The 24,289-nt window shown below is 64.3% G+C and carries 25 protein-coding genes and 1 pseudogene; 14 read left to right on the forward strand and 12 right to left on the reverse strand.

From position 1 onward, the window contains the following. Nucleotides 1-105: 105 nt before the first annotated feature. The gene (locus MJ956_RS18960; RefSeq protein ID WP_423724770.1) at nt 106-600 is read right to left on the reverse strand and encodes a Mov34/MPN/PAD-1 family protein; all 495 of its coding nucleotides are present in this window, start codon (nt 598-600) and stop codon (nt 106-108) included. A 459-nt stretch (nt 601-1,059) separates the two neighbouring features. Continuing rightward, complete coding sequence (locus MJ956_RS01140) at nt 1,060-1,950, reverse strand: ThiF family adenylyltransferase (RefSeq protein WP_253962643.1); 891 nt, start codon at nt 1,948-1,950, stop codon at nt 1,060-1,062. 877 nt (nt 1,951-2,827) lie between these two features. Here MJ956_RS01140 and MJ956_RS01145 point away from each other — a divergent pair. Beyond that, nucleotides 2,828-3,220: a GFA family protein gene (locus tag MJ956_RS01145; protein ID WP_253962644.1), complete on the forward strand. Its 393-nt coding sequence runs from the start codon at nt 2,828-2,830 to the stop codon at nt 3,218-3,220. A 425-nt stretch (nt 3,221-3,645) separates the two neighbouring features. On the opposite strand, the pseudogene MJ956_RS01150 reads toward MJ956_RS01145, so the two are convergent. Together MJ956_RS01150 and MJ956_RS01155 are read right to left on the reverse strand one after the other, a co-directional pair. Next, nucleotides 3,646-5,193: pseudogene (locus MJ956_RS01150) on the reverse strand (PQQ-dependent sugar dehydrogenase); the annotation flags it as partial. Continuing rightward, nucleotides 5,180-5,653 (reverse strand): DUF2231 domain-containing protein, encoded by a 474-nt coding sequence (locus MJ956_RS01155; RefSeq protein ID WP_423724771.1) that lies wholly within the window; start codon nt 5,651-5,653, stop codon nt 5,180-5,182. The gene MJ956_RS01155 and the pseudogene MJ956_RS01150, both read right to left, overlap by 14 nt. 183 nt (nt 5,654-5,836) lie before the next feature. On the opposite strand from MJ956_RS01155, the gene MJ956_RS01160 reads away from it, so the two are divergent. The 5 genes from MJ956_RS01160 (at nt 5,837) to MJ956_RS01180 (ending at nt 10,144) form a co-directional block, all read left to right on the forward strand. Further along, entirely contained in the window at nt 5,837-6,409 is a 573-nt protein-coding gene (locus MJ956_RS01160) for a cob(I)yrinic acid a,c-diamide adenosyltransferase (protein ID WP_253962647.1), read from the forward strand. A 56-nt stretch (nt 6,410-6,465) separates the two neighbouring features. Continuing rightward, complete coding sequence (locus MJ956_RS01165; RefSeq protein ID WP_253962648.1) at nt 6,466-7,203, forward strand: rhomboid family intramembrane serine protease; 738 nt, start codon at nt 6,466-6,468, stop codon at nt 7,201-7,203. A gap of 198 nt (nt 7,204-7,401) precedes the next feature. Next, nucleotides 7,402-8,151, forward strand: a complete 750-nt coding sequence (locus MJ956_RS01170) for an electron transfer flavoprotein subunit beta/FixA family protein (RefSeq protein WP_253962649.1) — start codon at nt 7,402-7,404, stop codon at nt 8,149-8,151. Between the two features lie 97 nt (nt 8,152-8,248). Further along, nucleotides 8,249-9,178 (forward strand): electron transfer flavoprotein subunit alpha/FixB family protein, encoded by a 930-nt coding sequence (locus tag MJ956_RS01175; RefSeq protein WP_253962650.1) that lies wholly within the window; start codon nt 8,249-8,251, stop codon nt 9,176-9,178. A gap of 84 nt (nt 9,179-9,262) precedes the next feature. Further along, complete coding sequence (locus MJ956_RS01180; RefSeq protein WP_253962651.1) at nt 9,263-10,144, forward strand: 3-hydroxybutyryl-CoA dehydrogenase; 882 nt, start codon at nt 9,263-9,265, stop codon at nt 10,142-10,144. 39 nt (nt 10,145-10,183) lie between these two features. Here MJ956_RS01180 and MJ956_RS01185 read toward each other — a convergent pair whose 3' ends face one another. The 3 genes from MJ956_RS01185 to tlpA form a co-directional block, all read right to left on the reverse strand. Next, the gene (locus MJ956_RS01185; protein ID WP_253962652.1) at nt 10,184-11,092 is read right to left on the reverse strand and encodes a DUF2971 domain-containing protein; all 909 of its coding nucleotides are present in this window, start codon (nt 11,090-11,092) and stop codon (nt 10,184-10,186) included. A 101-nt stretch (nt 11,093-11,193) separates the two neighbouring features. Next, on the reverse strand, nt 11,194-11,421 hold the full coding sequence (locus MJ956_RS18965) for an AbrB/MazE/SpoVT family DNA-binding domain-containing protein (protein ID WP_423724772.1): 228 nt from the start codon (nt 11,419-11,421) through the stop codon (nt 11,194-11,196). Between the two features lie 70 nt (nt 11,422-11,491). Then, a complete protein-coding gene (gene tlpA / locus MJ956_RS01190; protein WP_253962653.1) occupies nt 11,492-12,166 on the reverse strand; it encodes a thiol:disulfide interchange protein TlpA in 675 nt (224 codons plus the stop codon). Between the two features lie 26 nt (nt 12,167-12,192). Between tlpA and argH the strand changes: the two genes are divergently transcribed. From argH to MJ956_RS01210, 4 genes are all read left to right on the forward strand, one after another. Beyond that, on the forward strand, nt 12,193-13,632 hold the full coding sequence (gene argH / locus MJ956_RS01195; RefSeq protein WP_253962654.1) for an argininosuccinate lyase: 1,440 nt from the start codon (nt 12,193-12,195) through the stop codon (nt 13,630-13,632). An 88-nt stretch (nt 13,633-13,720) separates the two neighbouring features. After that, nucleotides 13,721-14,023 carry a hypothetical protein gene (locus tag MJ956_RS01200; protein WP_253962655.1) on the forward strand — a complete coding sequence of 101 codons (303 nt, stop codon included), beginning with the start codon at nt 13,721-13,723 and terminating at the stop codon, nt 14,021-14,023. Nucleotides 14,024-14,229: 206 nt separating this feature from the next. After that, nucleotides 14,230-15,510 (forward strand): diaminopimelate decarboxylase, encoded by a 1,281-nt coding sequence (lysA, locus tag MJ956_RS01205; protein WP_253962656.1) that lies wholly within the window; start codon nt 14,230-14,232, stop codon nt 15,508-15,510. A gap of 97 nt (nt 15,511-15,607) precedes the next feature. Beyond that, on the forward strand, nt 15,608-18,220 hold the full coding sequence (locus MJ956_RS01210) for a TIGR02302 family protein (RefSeq protein WP_253962657.1): 2,613 nt from the start codon (nt 15,608-15,610) through the stop codon (nt 18,218-18,220). Nucleotides 18,221-18,250: 30 nt separating this feature from the next. On the opposite strand, the gene MJ956_RS01215 is transcribed toward MJ956_RS01210, so the two are convergent. Continuing rightward, nucleotides 18,251-18,604, reverse strand: coding sequence for a DUF1428 domain-containing protein (locus MJ956_RS01215; RefSeq protein WP_253962658.1), 354 nt, complete (start codon nt 18,602-18,604; stop codon nt 18,251-18,253). Between the two features lie 60 nt (nt 18,605-18,664). After that, complete coding sequence (locus MJ956_RS01220) at nt 18,665-19,069, reverse strand: VOC family protein (protein WP_253962659.1); 405 nt, start codon at nt 19,067-19,069, stop codon at nt 18,665-18,667. 79 nt (nt 19,070-19,148) lie between these two features. Here MJ956_RS01220 and MJ956_RS01225 point away from each other — a divergent pair, with 79 nt between their 5' ends. Continuing rightward, nucleotides 19,149-19,598, forward strand: a complete 450-nt coding sequence (locus MJ956_RS01225) for a MarR family winged helix-turn-helix transcriptional regulator (RefSeq protein ID WP_253962660.1) — start codon at nt 19,149-19,151, stop codon at nt 19,596-19,598. Between the two features lie 103 nt (nt 19,599-19,701). Here MJ956_RS01225 and MJ956_RS01230 read toward each other — a convergent pair whose 3' ends face one another. The 3 genes from MJ956_RS01230 to MJ956_RS01240 all read right to left on the reverse strand — a co-directional run bounded on the left by MJ956_RS01230 (nt 19,702) and on the right by MJ956_RS01240 (nt 21,605). Continuing rightward, nucleotides 19,702-20,133: a response regulator gene (locus MJ956_RS01230; RefSeq protein ID WP_253962661.1), complete on the reverse strand. Its 432-nt coding sequence runs from the start codon at nt 20,131-20,133 to the stop codon at nt 19,702-19,704. Nucleotides 20,134-20,253: 120 nt separating this feature from the next. Continuing rightward, nucleotides 20,254-20,790 (reverse strand): hypoxanthine phosphoribosyltransferase, encoded by a 537-nt coding sequence (gene hpt / locus MJ956_RS01235; protein ID WP_253962662.1) that lies wholly within the window; start codon nt 20,788-20,790, stop codon nt 20,254-20,256. Continuing rightward, the gene (locus tag MJ956_RS01240) at nt 20,787-21,605 is read right to left on the reverse strand and encodes a hypothetical protein (protein ID WP_253962663.1); all 819 of its coding nucleotides are present in this window, start codon (nt 21,603-21,605) and stop codon (nt 20,787-20,789) included. Before MJ956_RS01240 ends, hpt begins: the two co-directional genes overlap by 4 nt. Nucleotides 21,606-21,769: 164 nt before the next feature. Here MJ956_RS01240 and ftsE point away from each other — a divergent pair, with 164 nt between their 5' ends. The 3 genes from ftsE to MJ956_RS01255 all read left to right on the forward strand — a co-directional run bounded on the left by ftsE (nt 21,770) and on the right by MJ956_RS01255 (nt 24,214). Then, nucleotides 21,770-22,429, forward strand: coding sequence for a cell division ATP-binding protein FtsE (gene ftsE / locus MJ956_RS01245; protein WP_253962664.1), 660 nt, complete (start codon nt 21,770-21,772; stop codon nt 22,427-22,429). Next, a complete protein-coding gene (locus MJ956_RS01250) occupies nt 22,422-23,411 on the forward strand; it encodes a cell division protein FtsX (protein WP_423724773.1) in 990 nt (329 codons plus the stop codon). The genes ftsE and MJ956_RS01250 overlap by 8 nt, the downstream gene beginning before the upstream one ends. Nucleotides 23,412-23,596: 185 nt before the next feature. Next, nucleotides 23,597-24,214 (forward strand): YdcF family protein, encoded by a 618-nt coding sequence (locus tag MJ956_RS01255; RefSeq protein ID WP_253962665.1) that lies wholly within the window; start codon nt 23,597-23,599, stop codon nt 24,212-24,214. Nucleotides 24,215-24,289: the final 75 nt, after the last annotated feature.

Below are 24,289 nucleotides of genomic sequence, written 5' to 3' on the forward strand. Positions count from 1 at the left end.
CAGCAAGAGCGGCGCCAACCGAAACTGACGTAAACTGGTTGGAGCGTCGCCTCCAGCGCTACCAATTTTCTCCATTTCAACAATCGCTGACGCGAAAAGCCGAAGCTAATAGAGCCTAATTTTCGCTGCGTTCTCTTCCAGCCAAGGTAATACTCCCCAAAGCCGTTGGATAATGCAGACCTTTGGGCACATCTCCCAAGAGCCAGCCTCTCCGATCAGAAGCATCATTATTGGACAGCTCTGTCTCGCCTCTCGAGTTGAAATGATCCTCCGGACACAGGCCCGGTCGGTATAGCTAAGCTGGGCGCTTATAGCCCTCGGATGGGTGTGCCAGTCGCCTAAATAGACATCTAGTCGGCCCGATGCTGCATAGTGTTCGTCAATGCGTTCCTGTTGCCATGCCTGATCCGGTTCGAAGCGATACTTCTCCCGAGTAGCCCGCGGACCGGCATCGATATGAGCAGTAACGACGATCTCGCGCTCGTTAGCCCGGTACCCCATCAGGGAGCCCCCTGTCTCGAGGTCAAACCACCGGTCAGCTTCCGCCAGGATGGCGGCCGCGATACCTTGGGGTAGCCAGACTATCTGTGGGAGGCGCATTTGGGCGAAGCGGGAAGATCGTATAGAGCCCAGACAGGCGGTATTCTGTGCGCGCCATCATGCAGCGATAAGGTGTGGATCTGAGTTTGATCTGGTGCTGCTTCCCCTAGCACCTCAACGGCTACCCTGACGGCTTGCAAAACCAACTCTTGGAGATCGAAAGATGCACCAGCGAAGGTGTTTTCCGCGCATCCCGGTGGCTGAGTCAACTCGGCATAATCCTCGGCGCCTGGAGGCATAGGGAAGTCCCCATCATCGTAAGCATACTCACGACAAATTGGACAACCTGAGGTAGGGCGGTAAACACTCACGGTGCCTCCCTTCACGCTGACCGTCGCGGCGACCGAGATCATCGTTTTGCCGTGTTGGCGACACAGGTCTGAAAGATGACGGGTGACCCCAGTCGATGCACTCGCGTCGATGATGAGCTCGGTGCCGACGACAAGTCGGTCGAGCGCCTCAGCCTCTCCGTCTTCCGCTGCCGACGCCAATGAAGACATCCGATGAGGTAACTGTCGTTCTAGGGTATTCCGCTTGAATGAACTGCTCCAGTGCTGTCGTTTTTCGCTTCCCCCAGGCGGAAGCCCCGAGAGCCCATCTCACCGTGTTGCCGGGCTCGACTATGTCGTGATCTAAAATCCTCAGATGCTCCACTCCATTCCTGGCGAGCTCCAGAGCCAGGGGAGATCCGAGTGCTCCCAAACCTATCAAAGCAATATGCGATCGCCGCAATACCTTGGTCGCCGGCACTCGGTAACCCAGATCCTCCTCGCCTGCTCGGAAGACTGGGATTACGAAATGCTGCTCGCGACGTTTATTCTTAGAACCGCGACTAAGCGTGAGCAGGCAAACGAAGCCATCCCCGGGCGCTTCATGTCGTAGTTCGGTTCTTTTAACGGTCAAAGAGACTCTGAGCGAGCCGAAAGACGTCTGCTCATGTCGGCCCTTGTAATCAAGCCCCGGCAACTGGCCCGCAAGCTGCCCTTGGTTCGGTAGCGGGAGGGTATCGTTGCGGCGCCATGTGGCTATCGTCCTCAATGCGCCGGGTATAGGAGGCGCTTGAAACGTTCGCTCGTAAAGAACCTCCTCGCGAGAGCCCGCCCAAATCTTCTCGATGACACCACGAAAGCAGAGTTCTTCATTGATCCGTTCACATCGGAAGGCGACCTCGGCTACGCCTTTTTCGAAGCCCGTAAGATCCCATGTACTGTCAACTAGGAGGAAGTTACCGGTCTCATTCCTTTGAGCGTCGTTCCACCAGACCTCCATCGGTTCGCCCTGCGGGTCTTCATCTCCGGTGCCTTTAAGAGCCTTCTCCAGATTGCTGTGCAGAAGATCAGCCAGCGTCATTCGAGACTGCCAGAAACGGCTGTCCCGCCCGAGAAGGCAGACCTCCCCATTGGGTCCAACATGGCGATCCGGGAATGTCGCTGGATCGCCTCGTAGGCTCACATGCGGGCGAAAGCGTGGGAAGGAGTCTGGATAGGTTGCCTCCAACTCCAATTTTTCGCCCGTCGACAGAGACCAGGCGAATACTATCCGCAGGACCCCCTTGGCTAGCTTGGCCTCATCGAGGTGAACAGGTCCAGCGGAGTTATAAGAGAGATGATCCAGTTCCGCCTTGAGTCTTCCCGGCCAATGATCGTTCCAGATCGGAAGATCCTTGGGCTCCGTGCCCGAGTATGGAACCACAGTTAGCCTACCGGCTTAGGGGGGATTTTTGGGCCGTCAGGCGGTCCCGGCACATGATCGGGCCGACCAGGTGCGTGGTCGGGAGGGGTGTCCGGCCGACCTGGATTTGGGTTACCCGGATTGTCCGGCCGACCGGGATTGTCCGGGCGCCCTGGGTTAGCGGGATTTGCCATTGCAACCTCCTCAGTCGAGTGAATAACCCAAACTATGTGATCTTGATTTGTTCTTCGCAAGGTGTCGGCAACCATTACCTGTGGAGAACCTCCAGAGGCAAGGGCGGGTTGTCGGAATAACGCAACTTCTGACGTAGAGGGATTCACCAGCGACAACAAATCTCTCGTCCAAACGCCACTATCACCCGCCGCGACATGACCTATTCTCCCGGCCAAACTGGAAGCCTCATGGTCAAGCTGAACAATACCGGTGATGCCGGGCTCGGCACCGGCGGCGGATTTGCGGGTCGCGTAGCACCGTCGACGCGCCGAACGCGGCGCGTCGGCAAGTGTCCGACCTCTGGATGTTGAGGAGCCTCAGCATGGAGCGATTCACCGGCGGTTGCCTGTGCGGCGACGTCCGCATCGTGGCGGCGGGACGCCCCTATCGGGTCGGCCTGTGTCACTGTCTCGACTGCCGCAAGCATCATGGGGCGCTGTTCCACGCCTCGGCGATCTTCCCTCAGGATGCGGTGACGATCGATGGCGAAACACGCGACTATGCCGGGCGGTGCTTCTGTCCGCGCTGCGGCTCGCCGGTGTTCGGCCGCAGCGGCGACGAGATCGAGGGCAAGCTCGGAGCGCTGGACGCCCCCGACCAGCTGACGCCGACCTACGAGCTCTGGACCATCCGCCGCGAATCCTGGCTGCCGGAATTTCCGCTGACGCGGCGCTATCCGCGCGACCGCGATGACACCGACCGCTCCGAGGCATAGGCCCCGCAACGGATCGCGCCATCCATCCCCTGATCGCCGGTCCGAACCGGATCGACAGCGCCTTCGCTCCTGCCCGAACGCGCGAAACGGGCGTGGCCGTCCGCCGGCCGCCCCGTGTCGCCCGGTCCGGCAAGCGGCGGCTACTGCCCCTGCGGCGGCGCGTCCTCGACCATTCCCTCGGGCAGGACCGCCGGAGCGATCTCGGTCTGGGCCGGCTCCGGATTGGGCTCGCCAGCCGGGGCGGGTGCGGTTGCGGCACCCTCGGCCGGCAATGGGGCCGTGGCCGGCGCGGCCGGTGCGGGCGGCGCTGTGTCGGCCGGCGGGGGAGCCGGCGAAGCGGCCGGGGCAGCAGCTTCCGGAGGAGGAGCATCGACCGGCGGCGCGGGTTGCGTCGCCGCCGTATCCGGCGCTGAAGTCTCGGCCGGCGGTGTGGGCGACGCGGCAGCCGGGGCGGGTGCGGTCGCAGGGGCCGTGACCGGTGCGGCGGGCTGCGGTGGCGGGGCGTCGGCCGGTGCCGGAGTTTCGCTCGCCGCCGGTGCTTCGGCCGCTGCCGGGGCTGCCGGGGCTGCCGGCGCTGCCTGGTTAGCGGCGGGCATCGCGTCGGTCGCGACCGGCTCGGGCAGGATGGTGCCGTCGGCCGGCGCGACGCGCCACACCGTGTTGCCGGCATCGTCGGCGATCAGAAGCGCCCCGGTGCCGTCGATGCCGACGCCGACCGGCCGGCCGCGCGCCTTGTCGCCGTCGAGGAAGCCGGTGACGACGCCTTCGGCCATCCCCGCCGGCTGGCCGTTCTCGAACGGCACATAGACGACCTCGTAGCCGTTGAAGGTATCGCGGTTCCAGCTGCCATGCTCGCCGATGAAGGCGCCGTTGGCATAGGGCTGCGGCATCGCCGAGCCGTTGGTGAAGGTCAGGCCCAGCGCGGCGACGTGGCTCGACAGCGCGTAATCCGGCGCGATCGCCTTTTCGACCATGTCGGGGCGCGGCGGATGCACCCGCTCGTCGACGTGGTCGCCGAAATAGCTCCACGGCCAGCCGTAGAAGGCCCCTTCCTCGACCGAGGTCATGTAGTCGGGCACCAGATTCGGCCCGAGCTCGTCGCGCTCGTTGACGACGGTCCAGAGCGTGCCGGTCTCGGGATGGATGGTCAGGCCGTTGGGGTTGCGCAAGCCAGAGGCGTAGACCTTCGCGGCGCCGGTCTCGCGATCGACCCGCCAGATCGCGGCGCGGCCCTTTTCCGCCTCGATGCCGCGTTCGGCGGCGTTGGAGTTGGAACCGACCGAGGCGAAGAGGAAGCGCCCGTCCGGGCTGAGCGCCAGATCCTTGGTCCAGTGGTGGTTGATCGGGCCGCCGGGCAGCGGCGTCAGCACCTCGGGCGCGGCGGTGATCTCCGGCTGGCCGAGCTCGTAGGGATAGACGAGGATCGCGTCGGCCGCGGCGACATAGAGCTTGTTGTCGGCGAAGGCGACGCCGAAGGGCGAGTTGAGCCCGGTCAGCAGGTCGCTGCGTTCGTCCACCTGGCCGTCCCGGTCGGTGTCGCGCAGCAGCGTGATGAGGTTGCTGTCCTTCTGTGGCCCGCCACCGCCGCCCTTGGCCATCGCCATGACCCAGCCCTGAATGTAATCCTTCGGCCGGGGCTTGGGCTTGCCGGAGGGGCCACGCGACTGCACGACCAGAACGTCGCCGTTCGGCAGGGTGTGGACGGTGCGCGGATTGACGAGCTCCGTGGCATAGGCGGTGACGGTCAGGCCTTCGGGAACGGTCGGCGTCTGGCCCTCCTGCCAGCCGACGACCTCGGCGATCTTGATGTCGGGGAGCAGTGGCGTGCTTGGCTCCGGCAGCACCGGATCGGGGCCGATCTGCGACGAGACGTCGAAATTCGAGCCGTCGTCGCCGCAGCCGGCCAGCGACAGGAGAACGAGGCTGGCGCCGGCGAGAAGCGCGGCGCGAACGGGGGCTTTAGTACTGGTCATTGTTGTACTGGTCATTGCTGACTCCGACGCCGTAACGAAACACTAGTGAGCGACCGAGCCAGGCCGTGACGATCAGCAGAAGCACAGTGACGGCCGACAGGATCAGCCCGTAGGGCACGATGGCGGTCCAGCCGTCGCCGGCATGGACGAGGGTGTTCCAGAAGGCGAGGCCGAGGACGATCACATTGCCGATGGCGTGCGGCCAGGCCGGCCGCTGGGCGCGGACGTCGCGGCTGAACAGGAAGTCCACGGCTCCCGCCAGGCCGGCGAGCACGCCGAACACCAGGCCGGCAAACAGCAGCCAGGCGGAGAAATGGTGCCACATGAGGTTCGACGTCTGCCAATAGGCGATGTCGGTGAACAGGGCGAGGGTGAAGCAGACGATCGGAAACGGCACCAGCGTCGCGTGGATCGGGTGACCGGCGATCGCGGCGGTGGAGGGGGGATGCGGAAAATCCATCGATGACATCTCGATCGGTGAGGGGGCGACTGGTAGGCAATACGAACGAGGCGGCATCCGGTTCCGGAAAAATCGCTCCTGCGGCAACGCGCCACCGCCGGAGGTTTGGCGATCGCGGAGCCTCCGCGCGCCCCCTGTCAGCCGTCGCATGATGACCTATGATGCCCGGCGAACGGAGACATCATGGTCAAGCTGAACAAGATCTACACCAAGACCGGCGATGCCGGCGACACCGGGCTCGGCACCGGCGAGCGGCGGCCGAAATCCGATCTCAGGGTCGCGAGCTACGGCACGGTCGACGAGTTGAACGCCATTGTCGGCATCGTGCGGCTTCACGCCGACGAAGTGCTGGACGCCATGCTGGCGCGCATCCAGAACGAGCTGTTCGACCTCGGCGCCGATCTGGCGACGCCGGAGACGGCCGAGCCGCTGCCCTATGAGCGGCTGGCGATCGTTCCGTCGCAGGTGGAGCGGCTGGAGCGGGAGATCGACGCCATGAACGCCCGGCTGGAGCCGCTGCGCTCCTTCGTGCTGCCGGCCGGCGCGCCGGCCGCGACGCATCTGCATCACGCGCGCACCGTCGCGCGGCGGGCCGAGCGGCTGATGGTGGAGCTTTCCCGCAAGGAGGGCGAGAGCGTCTCGGCGGCGGCGCTGCAATATATCAACCGGCTGTCGGATCATCTTTTCGTCGCCGCCCGCATTGCCAATGATGACGGCAAGGCCGACGTTCTCTGGGTGCCCGGCCAGAGCCGCTGAGGCGGGACGAGGGGGAGGGGCCGCCTGCATTCCGGGATCATTTGCGAGGATCGCCCGTGTTCGTTCCCATCTACGACGCCAACCGGCTGCGGCGCATCCGTTTCCAATATGTGACGGTCGGGCTGATCGCCGTGAACGTCGTCATCTATCTGGTCTTCGCCGGGACCGGCGAGACGGGCGCCTATCTCTCCGCCTTCGAGATCACCTACGGCTTCATCCCGGCGGTGGTGAACGGCTATGCCGATCTGCCGCCGCAATATGTGGCGGTGCCGGGCGCGCTGAATTTCGTCACCTACGCCTTCCTGCATCTGAATTTCTGGCATCTTCTCGGCAACATGCTGTTTCTCTGGGTGTTCGGCGACAATGTCGAGGACGCTTTCGGGCATTTCCGCTTTCTTGGCTTCTACCTCGCCTGCGCGGCGGCGGGAGCCTTCGCGCATTCCCTCGCCATGCCGGAGTCCGAGGCTACATTGGTGGGCGCGTCGGGGGCCGTCTCCGGGGTTGCCGCGGCCTATCTGATGCTGCATCCGCGCGTCTGGATCTGGGTACTCGCCCTCGGCCGCATCCCCTTGTACCTGCCGGCCTGGCTGCTGCTTATAAGTTGGATCGGTCTGCAGTTCTTGCTGTTCCTCATGGGCGCCGAGGACGTCTCCTATGCCGCCCATGCCGGCGGCATCCTCACCGGTCTCGCGCTGACCCTGGTGCTGCGGCAGAAAGGCGTGACGCTGTTCGACCGGCGGATCGAAATGCCGCGGGCGGTCGAACTGGAGCGGAAAGGCGATCGCGGGGCTTGAAAGATCGCGGCCGGGGCGTCACTAAGCGGCCAGGAGCGCAAGGTTTTTTGACACTTACGTAAACGTCATTTATCGCTTTGCCGACATCGGCCGTGCCTGCCCCGACAGGTCAGACGCCCGCAAACGGCGGAGCGTGGCCGAGGTTCGATGGAGCGAGTGTCCGGAGACCTCCGGGCCGACCAAGGGAGAAGCCCGCCGATGAAGGTCCTCGTCGCAGTCAAGCGTGTGGTCGATTACAACGTGAAGATCCGGGTGAAGCCGGATGGATCGGGCGTCGATCTCGCCAACGTCAAGATGAGCATGAACCCGTTCGACGAGATCGCGGTGGAAGAGGCGATCCGCCTCAAGGAAGCCGGCACGGCCACCGAGATCGTCGCCGTGTCCGTCGGCCCGCAGCAGGCGCAGGAGACCATCCGTACCGCGCTGGCAATGGGCGCCGACCGGGGCATTCTGGTCAAGACCGACCAGCCGACCGAGCCGCTCGCCGTCGCCAAGATCCTGAAAGGGGTGGTGGAAGCCGAACAGCCCGATCTGGTGATCCTCGGCAAGCAGGCGATCGACGACGATTGCAACCAGACCGGCCAGATGCTCGCCGCGCTGCTCGGCTGGAGCCAGGGCACCTTCGCCAACAAGGTGGAATTCGCCGACGGCCGGGCCAAGGTGACGCGCGAGGTCGATGGGGGCCTTCAGACGGTCGACATCACGATGCCGGCGATCGTCACCACGGACCTGCGCCTCAACGAGCCGCGCTACGCCTCGCTTCCCAACATCATGAAGGCGAAGAAGAAGCCGCTCGAGGAAAAGTCGCCTGACGATTACGGCGTCGACGTCGCCCCCCGGCTCGAGGTGCTGAAGACGGTAGAACCGCAGCAGCGCGGGGCGGGCGTCAAGGTCGGCAGCGTCGACGAACTGATCGACAAGCTGAGGAACGAGGCCGGCGTCCTTTAACAGGTTTCGTCGGGAATTTTTTGCCGGACCTGCCCATTGCATTCGCTGCTCCGTCCGGACCTGAGACGGACCTGCCCTCGACCGGGAGACCAACCACATGACAACGCTTCTCATCGCCGAACACGACAATGCCGCCCTTTCCGACCAGACCGCCAAGGCGCTCTCGGCGGCATCCCAGATGGCCGGCGACGTGCACGTCCTCGTCGCCGGCTCCGGCTCGGGAGCCGTCGCCGACGCCGCGGCGAAGCTTTCCGGCGTCGCCAAGGTGCTGCATGCGGACGCCGAATCCTATGCGCACGGCCTCGCCGAGCCGCTCGCCGACCGCGTCGTCAAGCTCGCGGACGGCTATGACGCGATCGTCGCGCCGGCGACCACCTCGGGCAAGAACGTCATGCCGCGTGTCGCCGCGCTGCTCGACGTCATGCAGATTTCCGACATCGTCGCCGTCGACGGCCCCGACACGTTCCAGCGGCCGATCTATGCCGGCAACGCCATCCAGACGGTGAAATCCAGCGATGCCAAGAAGGTGATCACTGTGCGCACCGCCGGCTTTCAGGCCGCTGGCGAGGGCGGTTCGGCCCCGGTGGAGGCCGTGGATGCCGTCGCCGATCCGGGGCTCTCGGCCTTTGTGGGCGAACGTCTGGCCGAAAGCGACCGGCCCGAACTGACGTCGGCGAAGATCATTCTCTCCGGCGGCCGGGCGCTCGGCTCGAAGGAAAAGTTCGACGAATTCATCCTGCCCGTCGCCGACAAGCTCGGCGCGGCGATCGGCGCCAGCCGCGCGGCGGTCGATGCCGGCTATGCCCCGAACGACTGGCAGGTCGGCCAGACCGGCAAGGTGGTGGCGCCCGACCTCTACATTGCTGCCGGCATTTCCGGCGCGATTCAGCATCTGGCCGGTATGAAGGATTCCAAGGTGATCGTGGCGATCAACAAGGACGAGGAGGCGCCGATCTTCCAGGTCGCCGATTACGGTCTTGTCGGCGACCTCTTCCAGATCCTGCCGGAGCTGAAAGACAAGCTCTGAGCAGCGCCGCGCCGCCTTTGACGGCGGGGCGGAGGCCCGCTACGGTTGCGGTGCAACAAATTCCGGGAGGCGGTTGAAGGCGAGATGGCGGACAGGATCAGCAAGGTCGGGGTGGTCGGCGCGGGCCAGATGGGCGCCGGCATCGCCCATGTCGCCGCGCTCGCGGGCTACGACGTCACGCTCCACGACGTTTCCAAGGAGCGGACAGCGGCTGGTCTGGAGCGCATGGCCGCCGCGCTCGACCGGCAATTGGCCTCGCAGAAAATCACCGAGGCCGAGCGGGCCGAGGCGCTTGGCCGGATCCGCACGGCGACGGACCCCGCCGCCCTTGCCGGCCTCGATCTCGTCATCGAGGCGGCGACCGAGGACGAGACGGTCAAGCGCAAGATCTATCGCGACATCTGCCCGCATCTGTCCAAGACGGCGATTCTGGCCAGCAACACCTCGTCGATCTCGATCACCCGGCTCGCCTCGGCGACCGACCGGCCCGAGCGATTCATGGGCATCCACTTCATGAATCCTGTGCCGGTGATGAAGCTGGTGGAACTGGTGCGCGGCATCGCCACGGATGATGCTACTTTCGAGAGCGCCAAGCAGTTCGTCACCGCGCTCGACAAGACGATCACCGTTTCGGAGGATTTTCCGGCCTTCATCGTCAACCGCATCCTTCTGCCGATGATCAACGAGGCGATCTACACGCTCTATGAGGGCGTCGGCTCGGTGGAATCCATCGACACGGCGATGCGGCTCGGCGCCAACCACCCGATGGGACCGCTGCAGCTCGCCGATTTCATCGGCCTCGACACCTGCCTGTCGATCATGCAGGTGCTTTATGACGGGCTGGCCGATTCCAAATATCGCCCATGCCCGCTGCTGGTGAAATATGTCGAAGCCGGCTGGCTCGGCCGCAAGACCGGCCGCGGCTTCTACGACTATCGCGGCGAGCACCCGGTCCCGACGCGGTAGGGGCGCCGCTTGGATCGCTTATACCGGTATCATGTAGTGTTACCTGATAGGTATTTGGCTTTTCAGAACGTGCTTTATAAAAGGAAAGCGAAATCTGAATTCGTCAATAGACGTTTCACAAAGTGGACCAATAATTACCCTGTTGGGAGTGATTCCGGGGCGAATTGTATCCCCGAGGGTAACATATTTCTTTCCGTCTTGATTTGAGATCGGCTTCGCTAACGTTGTCCTGCAAAATTTTGGTATTGCGAACCCCAAGGGGAAATTAAATATCCGGGCCTCTCTTTCATCTATAAAAGAAGGGTCCTTATGGGTCGAGCAGTATACGAGGAATTTTGATAAAAACGTTGCATCATAGGATATTTCTTGATCTCTTAATAAAAATCTTTCATCATTTGTTCTGATGTATATAAATCTAAGCAAGTTAATAAAGGACTGCTCTACCATTCCTTTATAATCTTGAGAGTTTTTATCGACTCCATAGCTTATATCAGCTATTCCAATTTTCTCAAATGAATAAAAGCTATCTTCCGAATGTATAAGGCGCGCGACGTCATCATGCGAAAATTGAAGGCAGAAGCCTTTATTTTTTGTATATCGATCCCAGAGCGATAATATTCCGTGATCATTTTCCTCCTCGTTCCGGCCTTTGGCGAAAGAGGTTATATACAGGGACCCATAGCCTCTGGTTTCGGCGGAGTGTTTCTTTAAATACGAAATATACTCGGATAAGAAGCCATTCTTAATAGCGGTGTAAGAATTTTCACGGAAACTCTGCGGGCCAATGTGCGCAAAGACCCATTCTATCGCGTCCAACAATATATTATTAGCGGCATATCCAAATTCGCTTGTATCATTTAGGCTAAGATATTCGGTAGACCGTAGAGAATTTTCACGTAAAATTCCGATTAATCCGGTTTCCGAAGTGTAATGGGAGAGGGTGTCCATCATTAATTTTCATGTTTTGTTTAAAAAAAACAAAGAGCTTTTTGGCCGATCGAATTTTATATTTATTTCCGTTCAGTTTTGGTCAATTTCCTGCGATGGGTTTAGACTGGAAATTCCGATTTTTTATCCAGGCTTCCGGCCAGCTGTCCAGCGCTTTCAGATGAATTCTCTGCCTCTCCGGCGCTGCGGGGTCGTTCAGCACGCAGGATTATCCGACCGCCGGGATGAAGTTCAGCCTCGATATCCCCGCCCCGAGCGATTCCCAGATGTTTCAGGACATCCTCAGGAAGCGTTATTCGGCCTTTCGATGTGATGATTAATGTCGTCATCGTCTTTTAGCCCGCTGCAGAACCAGCGTAAGGGAAGGCGAAATTTCCGGCAAGCGTCATAGTCGCCGCCTCAGGCTGCCCGCCCGCTCTCCTTGACCGCCTCGATCAGGCGGAGGGCGTCGGGGCTCGCCCATTCGGCCGGGCCATTGATCGCGGCGCGGGCGCAGCCATCGGGGCCGACCAGCACCGAGACGGGCAGACCGTAAGCCAGCCCCCGGCCCTTCAGATCGTCAAAGACCCCCATCGTTTCGTCGCGATAGAGCGGCAGGGCGGTCAGCTTGGTCTCGGCGTAGAACTTCTTCGGCTTGTCGATGTCGCCGGTGTCGATGTTGATCGGGATCACGGCGAAATCCTCGCCGCCCTCCTGCTGCTCCAGCGCGTCGAGCGCCGGCATCTCCTCGCGGCAGGGCACGCACCAGGTCGCCCACAGATTGACCAGCAGCGTCTTGCCGGAAAAATTCCCCAAGCTTACCGGCTGGCCGTCGCCGTCCGTAAACGCCATCGCCGAGATGTCGAAGGGCGTGTCGAGGGCCTGCACGGCGGCGACCTCGCCGCGCGCCGCGCCGTCGATCGCGGCATAGACCGTCTCGTCGGCCGCACAGGACGCGGCGGCGACTTCGTTGCCAGACCCCGTCTCGCTCACGTATAGGACGGCACCGCCCGCCGCGACGCCCATGACCAGCGCGATTGCGGCGATGAGACCGAGCCGCCGCCCGTTTGAAGCCTGTCGTGTTTCCTCGGACATATTGTCAAAAGCCCTTTCGAGTATTCATGCGCCAGAAGACCAGCAACGTCCCCATTTCGAGCAAGGCCCCCACGTCCAGCAACGCGATGTGGGGCGGTCGCTTTGCCTCCGGACCCGACGCCATCATGGAGGAGATCAACGCCTCGATCGATTTCGATCGACGGCTTTATGACGAGGATATCGCCGGTTCAAAAGCCCATGCCGCCATGCTGGCGGATCAAGGCATCATTTCGGCCGAGGACGCCAGCCAGATCATAGCGGGTCTGGAGGACATCCGGGCCGAGATCGCCGACGGGTGCTTCACTTTCTCGCGAGAGCGCGAGGACATCCACATGAATGTCGAGGCGCGGCTGGCCGAACTGATCGGTCCCGCGGCCGGCCGGCTGCACACCGCCCGTTCGCGCAACGATCAGGTCGCGGTTGATTTCCGCCTGCATGTAAAGGCGGCGTTCGGCGCGCTTGCCGAAGCGCTGGAAGCCTTCATCGACGCGCTGCTCGACAAGGCAGAGGCGCATGCCGACACGGTCATGCCCGGCTTTACGCACCTTCAGGTGGCACAGCCGGTCACCTTCGGCCACCATTGCCTCGCCTATGTCGAGATGGCGGCCCGCGACCTGTCGCGCTGCCGCGACGCGATCACCCGTCTCGACGAATGTCCGCTCGGCGCAGCGGCGCTCGCCGGCACCGGCTTTGCCATCGACCGGCACCAGACGGCGGCCGCGCTGGGCTTTCGCGAGCCGACGCGCAACTCGCTCGATTCGGTGTCCGACCGCGATTTCGCGCTGGAATTTCTCTCGGTCGCGGCGATCTGCGGCACGCATCTGTCGCGTCTGGCCGAGGAGATCGTCATCTGGTCGACACCGCAATTCGGCTTCGTGCGGCTGTCGGATGCTTTCTCGACCGGTTCCTCGATCATGCCGCAGAAGAAGAACCCGGATGCCGCCGAGCTGGTCCGGGCCAAGCCCGGCCGCATCAATGGGGCGCTGATCTCGCTGCTGACCGTGATGAAGGGGCTGCCGCTCAGCTACTCCAAGGACATGCAGGAAGACAAGGAACAGGTCTTCGATGCCATCGATTCGCTTGCTCTCGCGCTCGCCGCCGCCACCGGCATGGTCCGTGACATGGCGATCGACGAACAAGCGATGCGACGCGCGGCCGGGCACGGCTTTTCCACCGCCACCGATCTCGCCGACTGGCTGGTGCGCGAACTCGGCCTGCCGTTCCGCGAGGCGCATCATGTGACCGGACGGGCGGTAGCGCTCGCCGAAGAGCGGGGCGTCGGGCTCGAGGATCTGCCCCTGGATCTTCTGCAAACGCTCGAGGCGCGGATCACCGACGCGGTCTATTCCGTGCTCGGCGTCGATGCCTCGGTGAACAGCCGGACGAGCTTCGGCGGCACCGCGCCTGCCAATGTCCGCGCCCAGATCGCCTATTGGCGCGATCGACTCGGCGGCAAGGGCGAATAGTTTCGGCGGGTGGTGATTTCTTCGTCGCGAACCGCTATCACCGCGTTGACGGGGATCGACGATAGGCGACGGGCTGAGGGGTGACGGGATGACGGAGCGATCGAGCCTTGCGGCCAAGCCGGCGCTGATTGTGGCCGTGCTGTCGGTTCTCGGCGGTTGCGGCGTGAAGAACCTGCCGGTGGCGCCGGATACCAACGAGGTGCCTTCCGTGGTGACGGAACAGACCAGAGGCGGCACGACAAACGTTCTGGGCAGCGGCGAGACCGGCACGGCCATTCGCGCCGCGCGGATCTCGAGCGTGCAGAACGACAATATGGTCAGCGCCGCCGAGGCCGCGCGTAACGAAGGCGTTTCCGGCAAGCGGTTCTTCCTCGATCCGCTGCTGAACTAATGGTCCGATTTCGACTTTTGCATCCCGCTTGGAGCGTCCTGGCAAGCATATGGCGAAATCGAAGGATCACTAGCGACTTTATGACCCTCCTGGATTCTGCAAATTCGACATTTGATTTCGAGTCCGCCGCACGTGGATATCAAATGTCAAATTCAATCCACTAGATCCGAAACCGAGCCGGTCATTCCGCTCCGACAAGCCTTGCCATGAACCATTTCGAAATCCGGGACGGCGCCCTCCACGCCGAGGGCGTCAGTGTGGCGGCGATCGCGCGCGACATCGGCACGCCGTTCTATTGCTATTCGACCGCGACATTGACCCGGCACTACGAGGTCTTCGCCCGTGCCTTCGCCGATATCGACGCGCTGGTCTGCTATGCCATGAAGGCGAACTCCAACCAGGCGGTGCTGGCGACGCTGGCCCGGCTCGGGGCGGGGGCGGACGTGGTTTCGGGCGGCGAGTTGCTGCGCGCGCTCAAGGCCGGGATTCCGCCGGAAAAGATCATGTTCTCCGGGGTCGGCAAGACCATCGAGGAGATCGATCTGGCGCTGGCCTCGCGGATCTTCTGCTTCAACGTCGAATCCGAGCCCGAACTGGACGCGATCTCGGCCCGCGCCGCACGGGCCGGTGCCAGCGCGAATGTCTCTTTTCGCATCAATCCGGACGTCGACGCGCGCACCCACGCGAAGATTTCCACCGGCAAGAAGTCCGACAAGTTCGGCATCGCCTTCGAACGGGCGGAAGCGGTCTACGACCGCGCCCGCTCGCTGCCGGGCATTCACGTTTCCGGCATCGACATGCATATCGGAAGCCAGATCGTCGAGCTGGAGCCGTTCGATCAAGCGTTCGACCGGCTTGCCGATCTGGTGCGCAAGCTGCGTGCGAAGGGCCACAGGATCGACCACATCGACCTCGGCGGCGGCCCCGGCGTGCCCTACCGCCGCGACAACGCGCCGCCGCCGGAACCGCCGGCCTATGCCGAGATCGTCAAGCGGCACGTGCGCGACCTCGACTGCCAGGTGGTGTTCGAGCCCGGCCGGCTGATCGCCGCCAATGCGGGCATTCTGGTTGCGAAGGTTCTCTATGTGAAGAAGGCGGAAGGCAAGATCTTCGTCATTGTCGACGCGGCGATGAACGATCTGATTCGCCCGACGCTGTACGACGCCTGGCACGACATCCATACGGTGATCGAGACGCCGGATGCGCCGCGAATCATCGCCGATGTGGTCGGGCCGGTCTGCGAGAGCGGCGATTTCCTCGCCAAGGATCGCGACCTGCCGAGCGTCGAAGCCGGCGATCTCGTCTATGTCTCGTCCGCCGGGGCCTATGGGGCAGTGCAATCCAACACCTACAATTCCCGCCCGCTTGTCGCCGAGGTGATGGTCCGGGACGACGCCTTTCATGTCGTCCGCCCGCGCCAGACGATCGATGATCTGATCGGTCTCGATCGGCTGCCGCCCTGGCTGGAACCGGAGGGCGGCGTCTGATCGCGCTTGGCGCGCCTTCACAGCTGCGTCACCCGCCTCGCCTTCGCCGTAAAATCGGGTAAGGTTCCACGCACGGAGAAACAGCGAGAGCGGGCCCATGGCCGATACCGACCGGCACGACGACTGGACCAAGGCCGGACGGATCGCGTGGACGCGGACGTTCGCCGCCACGGCGCTCCTCGTCGAGCGGGTATGGCCGCTCGTGCTGGCCTTTGCGAGTCTCGCCGGAATCTTCCTGATCCTGTCCTGGTTCGGCCTGTTCGCCGCGATGCCGTTCTATGGCCGGGTCGCGGTGCTGGCGGCTCTCACCGGCCTTGCGATCGCCGCGCTCTGGTTCAATCGGGGGGTGCGGCCGCCGACGGCTGGCGACATCGACGCCCGGATCGAGAGCGTCAGCCGCCTGTCTCACCAGCCGCTGCGCGTCCAGGGCGATCACGCCGTCTCGGACGATCCCTTCGCGCGGGCGCTTTGGCGCGAGCACCAGCGGCGCATGGCCGAGCGGCTGCGCGATCTCAGCGGCGGTTCTCCCAACACCCGTACCGAGCGGCTGGACCCGTTTGGCCTGCGCGCGCTTGTCGCGCTGCTCCTTGTCACGGCCTTCGCCTTTTCCTTCGGACCCGGCGGCGGCCGGGTTCTCGACGCATTTGCTCCGGCAGACGCGCAAGCCGTGGCCGTCGCCCGTGTCGACGCCTGGGTGACGCCGCCGACCTATACCGGCCGGGCGCCGATCTTCCTGACCGATGCCGGGGGCGTAGGCGAGGGGCCGATTGGCGTTCCCGAAGGCAGCGTCCTGTCCGTCCGGCTGTCCGACGGCGCCGCCGCCGACCTCGTCTTCACGCCGACGGGCGAGGGGGCGGCACCGGTCGCCGTCGCACCGGTCGGCGCCGACGAAACGGCCGCGATGGCGCAGGATCAGGATGACGCCGCACCGAAACCGGCGAAGGTCGCGGCCGGCCCGCGCGAATATGCCTTTACCCTCGCCGAGAGCGGCGAAGCGGCGCTCGCCACCGCCTTTTCGACGCTCGGCCGCTGGAATTTTTCGGTAACGCCGGACGACGACCCCGGCATCGCCTTCAAGGAGGAGCCGAGCGAAGCCCGCAACGGCGCGCTGCAGCTCGCCTATACCGTCACCGACGATTACGGCGTGCGCAAGGGACGCGCGGAGATCGTCGTTACCGACGAGATCGTCGCCGCCAATGCGCGGCCACTGGTCGCCGCGCCCGAAATCAACCTTTCTCTGCCCCGCCGCAGCAAGGGCGCGGCCGAGGGCCGCACCAGCGCCGATCTCACGGAAAGTCCCTATGCCGGGGCAAAGGTGGCGATGACGCTCGTTGCCACAGACGACGCCGGCCAGTCCGGCCGTTCCGAAACGATACCGCTGACCTTGCCGGAGCGGCGGTTCACCAATCCGCTCGCCCGCGCCGTCATCGAGCAGCGGCGCATGCTGGCGCTCGATGCCAACACGGTGCCGCGTGTCGTCGAGATGCTCGACGCGGTCACGCTGCGCGGCGAGGAGTTCATCGAGAACCCGGCCGACTATCTGGCGCTGCGCGCCGCGCGCACCCGCATCGCCACCGCCTATAACGACGACGCATTGCTGTCGTCGGTGGACTTTCTGTGGGAGATCGCGCTCGGCATCGAGGACGGCAATCTGTCGCTGGCCGAACGGCGGTTGCGGGACGCGCGCGAGCAGCTTGCCGAAGCGCTGGAGGAGGGCGCGTCGGACGCCGAGATCGACCGGCTGATGCAGGAACTGCGCGAGGCGATGCGGGAATATATGCAGGCCTTGGCGGAAGCGCTGCGCAACCAGCCGCCGATGAGCCAGGATCAGCTGCAGTTGGGCGACATGCAGGAGCTGCGACCGCAGGATCTCGAGCGGATGCTGGACCGGATCGAGGATCTGGCGAAATCGGGCTCCAAGGATGCCGCCCAGCAGCTCCTCTCCGAACTCCAGCAGATGATGGACAACCTCCAGGCGATGCGGCCGGGCCAGCAGCAGCAGGGCGAACAGAGCGCCATGCAGCAGCAGATGAACAAGCTCGGCGAGATGCTGCAACGCCAGCAGCAGCTGATGGACCAGACCTTCGATCTCGGCCGCAGGCAGTTCCAGCGCCAGCAGCAGGACCGCCAGCCCGGCGAGCCGCAGCAGGGCCAACCGCAGGACGGCCAGCAGGGCGAGCCGCTGACCGCCGAACAGCTGCGGGAGATGATGGAGCAGCTACAGGAACAGCAGGGCCAGCTCCAGCAGGAGCTGGAAGCCTTGCAGCAGCAGCTGGAGGGAATGGGCATGGAGCCGTCCGAGGGCTTCGGCGAGGCGGGCGAGGCGATGGGCAAGGCCGAGGGCGCGCTCGGCAAGGGCGAGGACGGCGAGGCGGTCGGCCAGCAGGGCCGCGCCATGGAGGCGCTGCGCCGCGGCGGGCAGGACATGATGCGGCAGATGCAGGAAGCCATGCAGGGGCAGGGCAGCCAAGGCGCGCAAGGGCAGATGGGCCAGGGCTTCGGCGGCCAGCAGCAGCGCTCCGGCCGCGATCCGCTCGGCCGCCAGCGCCAGACCGAGGGACCGGATTTCGGCCAGGATGTCGGCGTGCCGGACGAGATCGACACCCAGCGCGCCCGACGCATCCTCGACGCCATCCGCAACCGGCTCGGCGACGCGCTGTCACCGCAGCTCGAACGCGACTATCTGGAGCGGCTGCTCCAGACGCCGTAGGGGATCCCTGCATCGTGCCCTGTCTGGGCGCTACGCCTCGACCAGTACCTCGAAACCGCCGAAGATCATGCGCTTGCCGTCGAAGGGCATCGGGTTCGTGTCCGGACTCATGCGCGGGTCTTCCATGACCTTCTGCATGCCCGCGTCGCGTACCGCTTTCGATGGCCAGACGATCCAGGAAAACACGATCGTTTCATCAGGCTTGCGCATGACCGCTGTGTGCATGGAGTTCAGCTTGCCCTCCGGCACGTCGTCGCCCCAGCACTCGGTCAGCGACAACGCACCATGTTCCTTGAACACCGCAGCCGCCATCGTGCTGTGTTCGCGGTAGGTCTCCTTGTTGGCGGTCGGGACCGCGGCGATCATTCCGTCGATATAGGGCATGGTGTCTCTCCTCTACTCACCGTTCGAACCGGAAGCAGCGACGAACCTTCGGCTCCCCGATCATTCACCGCCACCCATCGCATCCGGGTTCATCCAGATCGGCTCCCAGATATGGCCGTCGGGATCGGAGAATGCGCGGCCGTACATGAAACCGTGGTCCTGGGCGGTGCCAACCGGCTCGCCCCCGCTCGCCAGCGCCTGATCAGTCATCCGATCGACAGCCTCACGGCTAGCGAGTTGCAGCGCGGTGAGCACTTCGCTGACCTCGCGCGAATCGGCGATCCGCCTCGGCGTGAAGGTGGCGAATTTTTCGTGGGTCAGCAGCATCGCGGTGCAGGTGTCGCTGATCCGCATGGCGAGCCCGGTGTGGTCGCTGAATTTATCGTTGAAATCGAAACCGAGGCCGCTGAAAAACCGGCGCGATCGATCAAGGTCGGCGACCGGCAAATTGATATAGACGTGCATCGACGAACCGGGCTCCCTGCTGTGGTAGTCCGCGATACTAAGTGGACAAAAACGTTGATGTCAACATAATATGAGAGCCATGCGCGACGATCTTCCCCTGGCCACGACCCACGAGGTTCGCGACCGCTGCCTGTGTCTGCATCTGCAACGGGCTGCGCGGGCGATGGGACGTCGCTTCGACGAGGCGTTGAAACCGGTGGGTCTGACCAATGGCCAATATTCGCTGCTGGTCTCGCTCAACCGGCCCGCGCCGCCGCGCATCGGTGACGTCGCGGCCTTGCTGGCGATGGATCGCACGACGCTGACGGCCAATCTGAAGCCACTCGAGCGCCGGGGCCTTTTGACGATCCTGCCCGACACGAAGGATAAGCGCAGCCGCCGCCTCACGCTGACCGAGGCTGGCCGCGATCTGCTCGTCGAGGCGGTGCCGATCTGGCGTGCCACCCACGACGATGTCGACCGCCTGCTCGGCGGTCGAAACGAGGAGGCTCTACGCGGCGATCTTCTCGCGTTGACGTTTCCCGAATGAGACGTACCGGTGGTGGTCGGCGGCGAATGTGCCGTTGTCGGCCTCAGCACCATGGAAGGCCCAGCCTCCGGGGCAAGGCCCTTTCAGGCCGGGCGCGACGCTCTCAGGCGCAGCGGCGGATCGGCAAATCGCCCGCGTCGCCGGTGTCGTCCGCCTGTTTCTCGACCTCGCGCTCGGCCAGGATGCGTCCGACTTCGCGGCGGATCTCGGCGATGGAAAACGGCTTTTCGACGACGCCCTCGATGATCGCGGTCAGATCTTCCGCCGCTTCCATCTGCTCGGCATAGCCGGTCATCAAGAGCACAGGCAGGTCGGGCCAGGAGGCCCCGATCTCGTGCGCGAGCTCGATTCCGGTCATCGCCGGCATGCGGATGTCGGACAGGACGAAATCGAAATCCCCGTCGCGTTCGACCAGGATATCGAGCGCCAGCTCGCCGTCCTCGGCGACGGTCACCTCGTGACCCTCGAGCCCCAGGGCGCGCGACACCAGCAAGCGAACACTCGGATCGTCTTCCGCGATCAGAATTCGTGCCACTCAAAGCCTCCTGCTTTGATCATACGCAAAACCACCTTATGCCACTAGACGTCGAAGCTGACGTCAAGCTGACCAGTACAGAGCAATCGCTGACGAATGGTTTTCGCGCCGCCGTCAGGCTCATTCGACGACGCGGCCGACGAAGGGCAACTCCCGAAAGGCGTGCCCGACATCCATGCCGTAGCCGACGACGAAATGATCGGGGCAGTCGAAGCCGACATAATCGGCCTCGATGTCGGCCTTGCGCCGCATCCGCTTGTCGAGAAGGACGGCGATCTTGACCTCCTTTGCGCCGCGCGAGCGCATCAGGTCGCGGGCGAACTTGACGGTCCGACCCGATTCCAGGATGTCGTCGATGAGCAGGACCGTGCGGCCCGCGACGGCGCTTTCGATATCGCGCAGCACCCGCACCTCGCCGCCTTCGGTTCCCGCGCCGTAGCTGGACAGCGTGATGAACTCGACTTCGGGCGCGAGGCCCGCGCGATGCAGCGCCCGGATCAGGTCGGCGGCGAAGACGAACGAGCCCTTCAGCACCGAAATGACCAGAAGGTCCGTCGACGGCGTCGCGGCAATGTCATTTGCTACACGCGCCACTTCCGCGGCGATCAGATCCTGGTCGAACAGGGTCGCGATCTGCTTGCCCCTGACGGTGATCATGGGCGGGGCTTTCCGGAGTCGTCGAAGCGGACGCTGACGTCGCCCGCGATGCCGGCGGACACCGCGACGGCCGAGACGAAGCGCACCGACTGGCCGGGAGCCAGCCGTTCGACGCCGGCCCTGAGCGGCTTGGTGAGAAGGTCGCCCCCCGGCCCGGTCAGGACGATGCGCAGCGGGGGAAGCAACGCCGACGCCGTCGTGTCGTTGGCCAGGGTGCCGACAACCGAGAGAACCGCGCCGTCGCCGCGCGGCGCGATGTTCGCCTCGACGTCGCGGATGAGGAGACCGGAAAGGCTGGAGTTGCTCAAAGGCGCGGCGATCGGCGATCGCGGGGTGGACAAAAGCAGCGCTGGAACGGCGAGAAGGCCGATCAGAAAGCCGCAGACGACCAGGACGGCGTTGCGCAAGCGGGCCGCGCCGGCGCGGGTCAGGATCGATCGTTCGGTCGCGTCAGGCGCTCTGGACGCGGCGTGACGGGACAGGGCGAAGGCCGGGGAGAAGAGGTCGGGCGCGGCGTTGCGCTGGCCGGAAAACCCCGTCTCGCTTTCGGATAAGCGCGTGGCGCGCTGTCCGAAATGCGCGCGCGCGGCCGCTGGCTCGGCGTCCTCGGGTTCCAGCATCACCGCGCGCCGCGCGGCCTCGAGCTCGGCGGCGGATTTTCGCAGCGTCCGGCGGGTCGTCACCTCGGCCGTTCCATCGATGAGCGGACCGGTGTGGGAAGACGGAAGGGAAAGCGCGCTTCGTGGTCCCGCCGTCGCCCGGCCAGTCTTCGCCCGGCCCGCCTTCATCCGGGATGTGCCGCCAAACTCGGTCATCGCATCCTCTGTCTAGCCGTGTTTATGAACGGGTAAGGAATCATGCTTAACAAACCGTGAAGCCACGCCTTTCGCGACGCGGGGTTGACGTTTGCGCGACCAACAAACAACACAGTCGCACGCATGCTGGGCGGACGACAACGACGAGATGGGAGCGCTCCGACGTGATTCGGTTCGAAAATGTCGGGCTGCGATACGATATGGGGCCGGAGGTGCTTCGCGACCTGTCCTTCGAGGTCAAGCGGCAATCCTTCCAGTTCCTCACCGGACCCTCGGGGGCGGGCAAGACCAGCCTGTTGCGCATGCTGTTTCTGGCGCTCAAGCCGACCCGCGGCCTGATCACGGTTCTCGGCCGCGACGCTTCGACGCTGGCGCGCAAGGACCTGCCGTCGATCCGGCGGCGGATCGGTGTCGTGTTCCAGGATTTCCGGCTACTGGAGCACCTCACCACCTATGAGAACGTCGCGTTGCCGCTGCGCGTGCGCGGCAAGGACGAGGCATCCTACCGCCAGGACGTCGTCGACCTGATCAAATGGGTCGGCCTCGGCGAGCGGTTGAACGCGTCGCCGGTGGTCCTGTCGGGCGGCGAGAAACAGCGCGCCGCGATCGCCCGCGCGCTGATCGACCAACCCGACATCCTGCTGGCCGACGAGCCGACCGGCAATGTCGATCCGCCGCTCGCCCGCCGGCTGCTGCGGCTTTTTCTGGAACTCAACCGAACCGGGACGGCGGTGGTCATCGCCACGCACGACCTCGACCTGATGGAGCAGGTCTCCGCCCGCCGTCTGGTTCTGGCCGACGGGCGTCTGGATATCTATGACTGATCTGGCGGAACGATGGGTGGATTTTCGCGAATTCGTCGCGCGCCTCGGCGGGTGGGCGCACCGCGATCAGCAGACGCCGATCGTGCCGCCGGCCAATGTCGCCGGCCGCGCGCTGATGACGGTGATCGCCATCATGACGTTTCTCGCCAGCCTCACGGTCGGCGCCGTCACGCTCGTCTCCGATACCGCATCCCAATGGCAGAACGACATTTCCCGCGAGATCACGGTTCAGGTGAAGCCGGAAGAGGGTCTCGACATGGCGGCGACGCTTGGCGTCATTCGCGACCTGGCGCTGGCGACGCCAGGCATCGCCGACGCGACTATCCTCGATGACGCGGCCACCGCCAGGCTGCTGGAGCCGTGGCTGGGCGAGGGGCTCGATCTGAAGGATCTGCCGGTGCCGCGCCTCGTCGTCATCACCATCGACGAGGGCAAGCCACCGGACTTCTTCGCGCTGGCGACGCGGCTGCGGGCCGCGGTTCCGGCAGCCGAACTCGACGATCACCGGGCCTGGGTTTCGCGTCTCGTCACCATGGCGCGAGCGACCGTCTTCGTCGGTGTCGCGGTGCTGACGCTGGTGCTGATCGCCACCGTGCTCACCGTCGTCTTCGCCACACGCGGCGCGATGTCGGGCAATCGCCAGATCATCGAGGTCCTGCATTTCGTCGGAGCCCGTTCGTCCTTCATCGCCGGCGAGTTCGAGCGGCATTTCCTGCGCCTGGGGCTCGTCGGCGCGGTGGCCGGCGGCGCCGTCGCGCTGGTCCTGTTCGCGGCCATGGGCTTGTGGACCACAAGCAACCGCGCCACCCCCGAAGCCGACCAGATCAGCGCGCTGTTCGGGTCGTTTTCGATCGGCTGGGCGGGCTATTTCGGGGTCGTCGTGCTGATTGCAACCGTCGGTGGGCTGACCGCGTTTACGTCTCGCATGACGGTAATGCGCCATCTGGCGGCGATCGACATGCTGTCGCCGGTGGAGCGGTAAGACGGCGTTAACCATATTGCCACAGGCTGCGCGGATCGCCACGACGAAGGGCTTGCCCGTACTATGCCGTATTCGGGGACGAGAGTGACAGGATGACAATGGCGGCCTGGTCCCCCGAGATGGAATCCGGCGACGAACGGACGCAGCGGCGCACGCGCGGCTGGTTCGGTCGGCGATGGCTGACATTGGCCGTCGCGGCGCTCGGCCTGGCGGTATTCGGCTATCTCGCCGGCGGCTTTCTACGCTTTACCGAGGAGGTCAGCCTGCTGTCGCGCCCCGACCTGGTCGATTCGGCCGATGGCATTGTCGTGCTCACCGGCGGTGCGCTCCGCATCGATCAGGCCATCGATCTCCTGAAGGATGGGCGCGGTCGGCGTCTGCTCATCAGCGGCGTCAATCCGGGCACCAGCGCCGACACGCTGGCGCGCATGACCAGCACCGATCTGGCCTGGTTCGAATGCTGCGTCGACATCGATCGTGCCGCGCTGAACACCGTGGGCAATGCCGAGATAGCCAGCCGATGGGCCCGCGAACATGGGTTCGAGGACCTCATTCTGGTGACCAGCGACTATCACATGCCGCGCTCGCTGCGCGAATTCGAACGCATCGACACGCTGCGCTCGATAACCCCTTACGCCGTTCAGCGCGACGATCTCTGGCCCACCAACCAGTTGCCGAACGGTCTCGGCGCGCGCGTCCTGGTGAGCGAATATATCAAACTGGTGGCGGCCCGGTTCAGCTTCCTGCTCGGTCTCGGCCAGGATGACAGCGTCTCCCCTCAAGTCGCGCGCCTCGACAACTGACGGGGAACGGGCCGTTGCCGCAACCAGCCGTCGTCTTCGGACGCATCGGCTCTCGATTTTCCGACGATGGCGGCG

Origin of the sequence: Aurantimonas marianensis (genome assembly GCF_024195285.1) — a bacterium.
Lineage (GTDB): Bacteria > Pseudomonadota > Alphaproteobacteria > Rhizobiales > Rhizobiaceae > Aurantimonas > Aurantimonas marianensis.

Excerpts from the sequence above, each read along its gene's own strand:
- MJ956_RS01145 (WP_253962644.1), top strand. The coding sequence starts at position 2,828 with ATGGAGCGATTCACCGGCGGTTGCCTGTGCGGCGACGTCCGCATCGTG.
- MJ956_RS01155 (WP_423724771.1), bottom strand. The coding sequence starts at position 5,653 with ATGGATTTTCCGCATCCCCCCTCCACCGCCGCGATCGCCGGTCACCCG.
- MJ956_RS01240 (WP_253962663.1), bottom strand. The coding sequence starts at position 21,605 with ATGACCGAGTTTGGCGGCACATCCCGGATGAAGGCGGGCCGGGCGAAG.
- MJ956_RS01170 (WP_253962649.1), top strand. The coding sequence starts at position 7,402 with ATGAAGGTCCTCGTCGCAGTCAAGCGTGTGGTCGATTACAACGTGAAG.
- argH (WP_253962654.1), top strand. The coding sequence starts at position 12,193 with ATGCGCCAGAAGACCAGCAACGTCCCCATTTCGAGCAAGGCCCCCACG.
- MJ956_RS01185 (WP_253962652.1), bottom strand. The coding sequence starts at position 11,092 with ATGGACACCCTCTCCCATTACACTTCGGAAACCGGATTAATCGGAATT.
- MJ956_RS01175 (WP_253962650.1), top strand. The coding sequence starts at position 8,249 with ATGACAACGCTTCTCATCGCCGAACACGACAATGCCGCCCTTTCCGAC.
- MJ956_RS01180 (WP_253962651.1), top strand. The coding sequence starts at position 9,263 with ATGGCGGACAGGATCAGCAAGGTCGGGGTGGTCGGCGCGGGCCAGATG.
- MJ956_RS18960 (WP_423724770.1), bottom strand. The coding sequence starts at position 600 with ATGCGCCTCCCACAGATAGTCTGGCTACCCCAAGGTATCGCGGCCGCC.
- MJ956_RS01225 (WP_253962660.1), top strand. The coding sequence starts at position 19,149 with ATGCGCGACGATCTTCCCCTGGCCACGACCCACGAGGTTCGCGACCGC.
- MJ956_RS18965 (WP_423724772.1), bottom strand. The coding sequence starts at position 11,421 with ATGACGACATTAATCATCACATCGAAAGGCCGAATAACGCTTCCTGAG.
- lysA (WP_253962656.1), top strand. The coding sequence starts at position 14,230 with ATGAACCATTTCGAAATCCGGGACGGCGCCCTCCACGCCGAGGGCGTC.
- MJ956_RS01215 (WP_253962658.1), bottom strand. The coding sequence starts at position 18,604 with ATGCCCTATATCGACGGAATGATCGCCGCGGTCCCGACCGCCAACAAG.
- MJ956_RS01160 (WP_253962647.1), top strand. The coding sequence starts at position 5,837 with ATGGTCAAGCTGAACAAGATCTACACCAAGACCGGCGATGCCGGCGAC.
- MJ956_RS01210 (WP_253962657.1), top strand. The coding sequence starts at position 15,608 with ATGGCCGATACCGACCGGCACGACGACTGGACCAAGGCCGGACGGATC.
- hpt (WP_253962662.1), bottom strand. The coding sequence starts at position 20,790 with ATGATCACCGTCAGGGGCAAGCAGATCGCGACCCTGTTCGACCAGGAT.
- MJ956_RS01220 (WP_253962659.1), bottom strand. The coding sequence starts at position 19,069 with ATGCACGTCTATATCAATTTGCCGGTCGCCGACCTTGATCGATCGCGC.
- MJ956_RS01200 (WP_253962655.1), top strand. The coding sequence starts at position 13,721 with ATGACGGAGCGATCGAGCCTTGCGGCCAAGCCGGCGCTGATTGTGGCC.
- MJ956_RS01250 (WP_423724773.1), top strand. The coding sequence starts at position 22,422 with ATGACTGATCTGGCGGAACGATGGGTGGATTTTCGCGAATTCGTCGCG.
- tlpA (WP_253962653.1), bottom strand. The coding sequence starts at position 12,166 with ATGTCCGAGGAAACACGACAGGCTTCAAACGGGCGGCGGCTCGGTCTC.
- MJ956_RS01140 (WP_253962643.1), bottom strand. The coding sequence starts at position 1,950 with ATGACGCTGGCTGATCTTCTGCACAGCAATCTGGAGAAGGCTCTTAAA.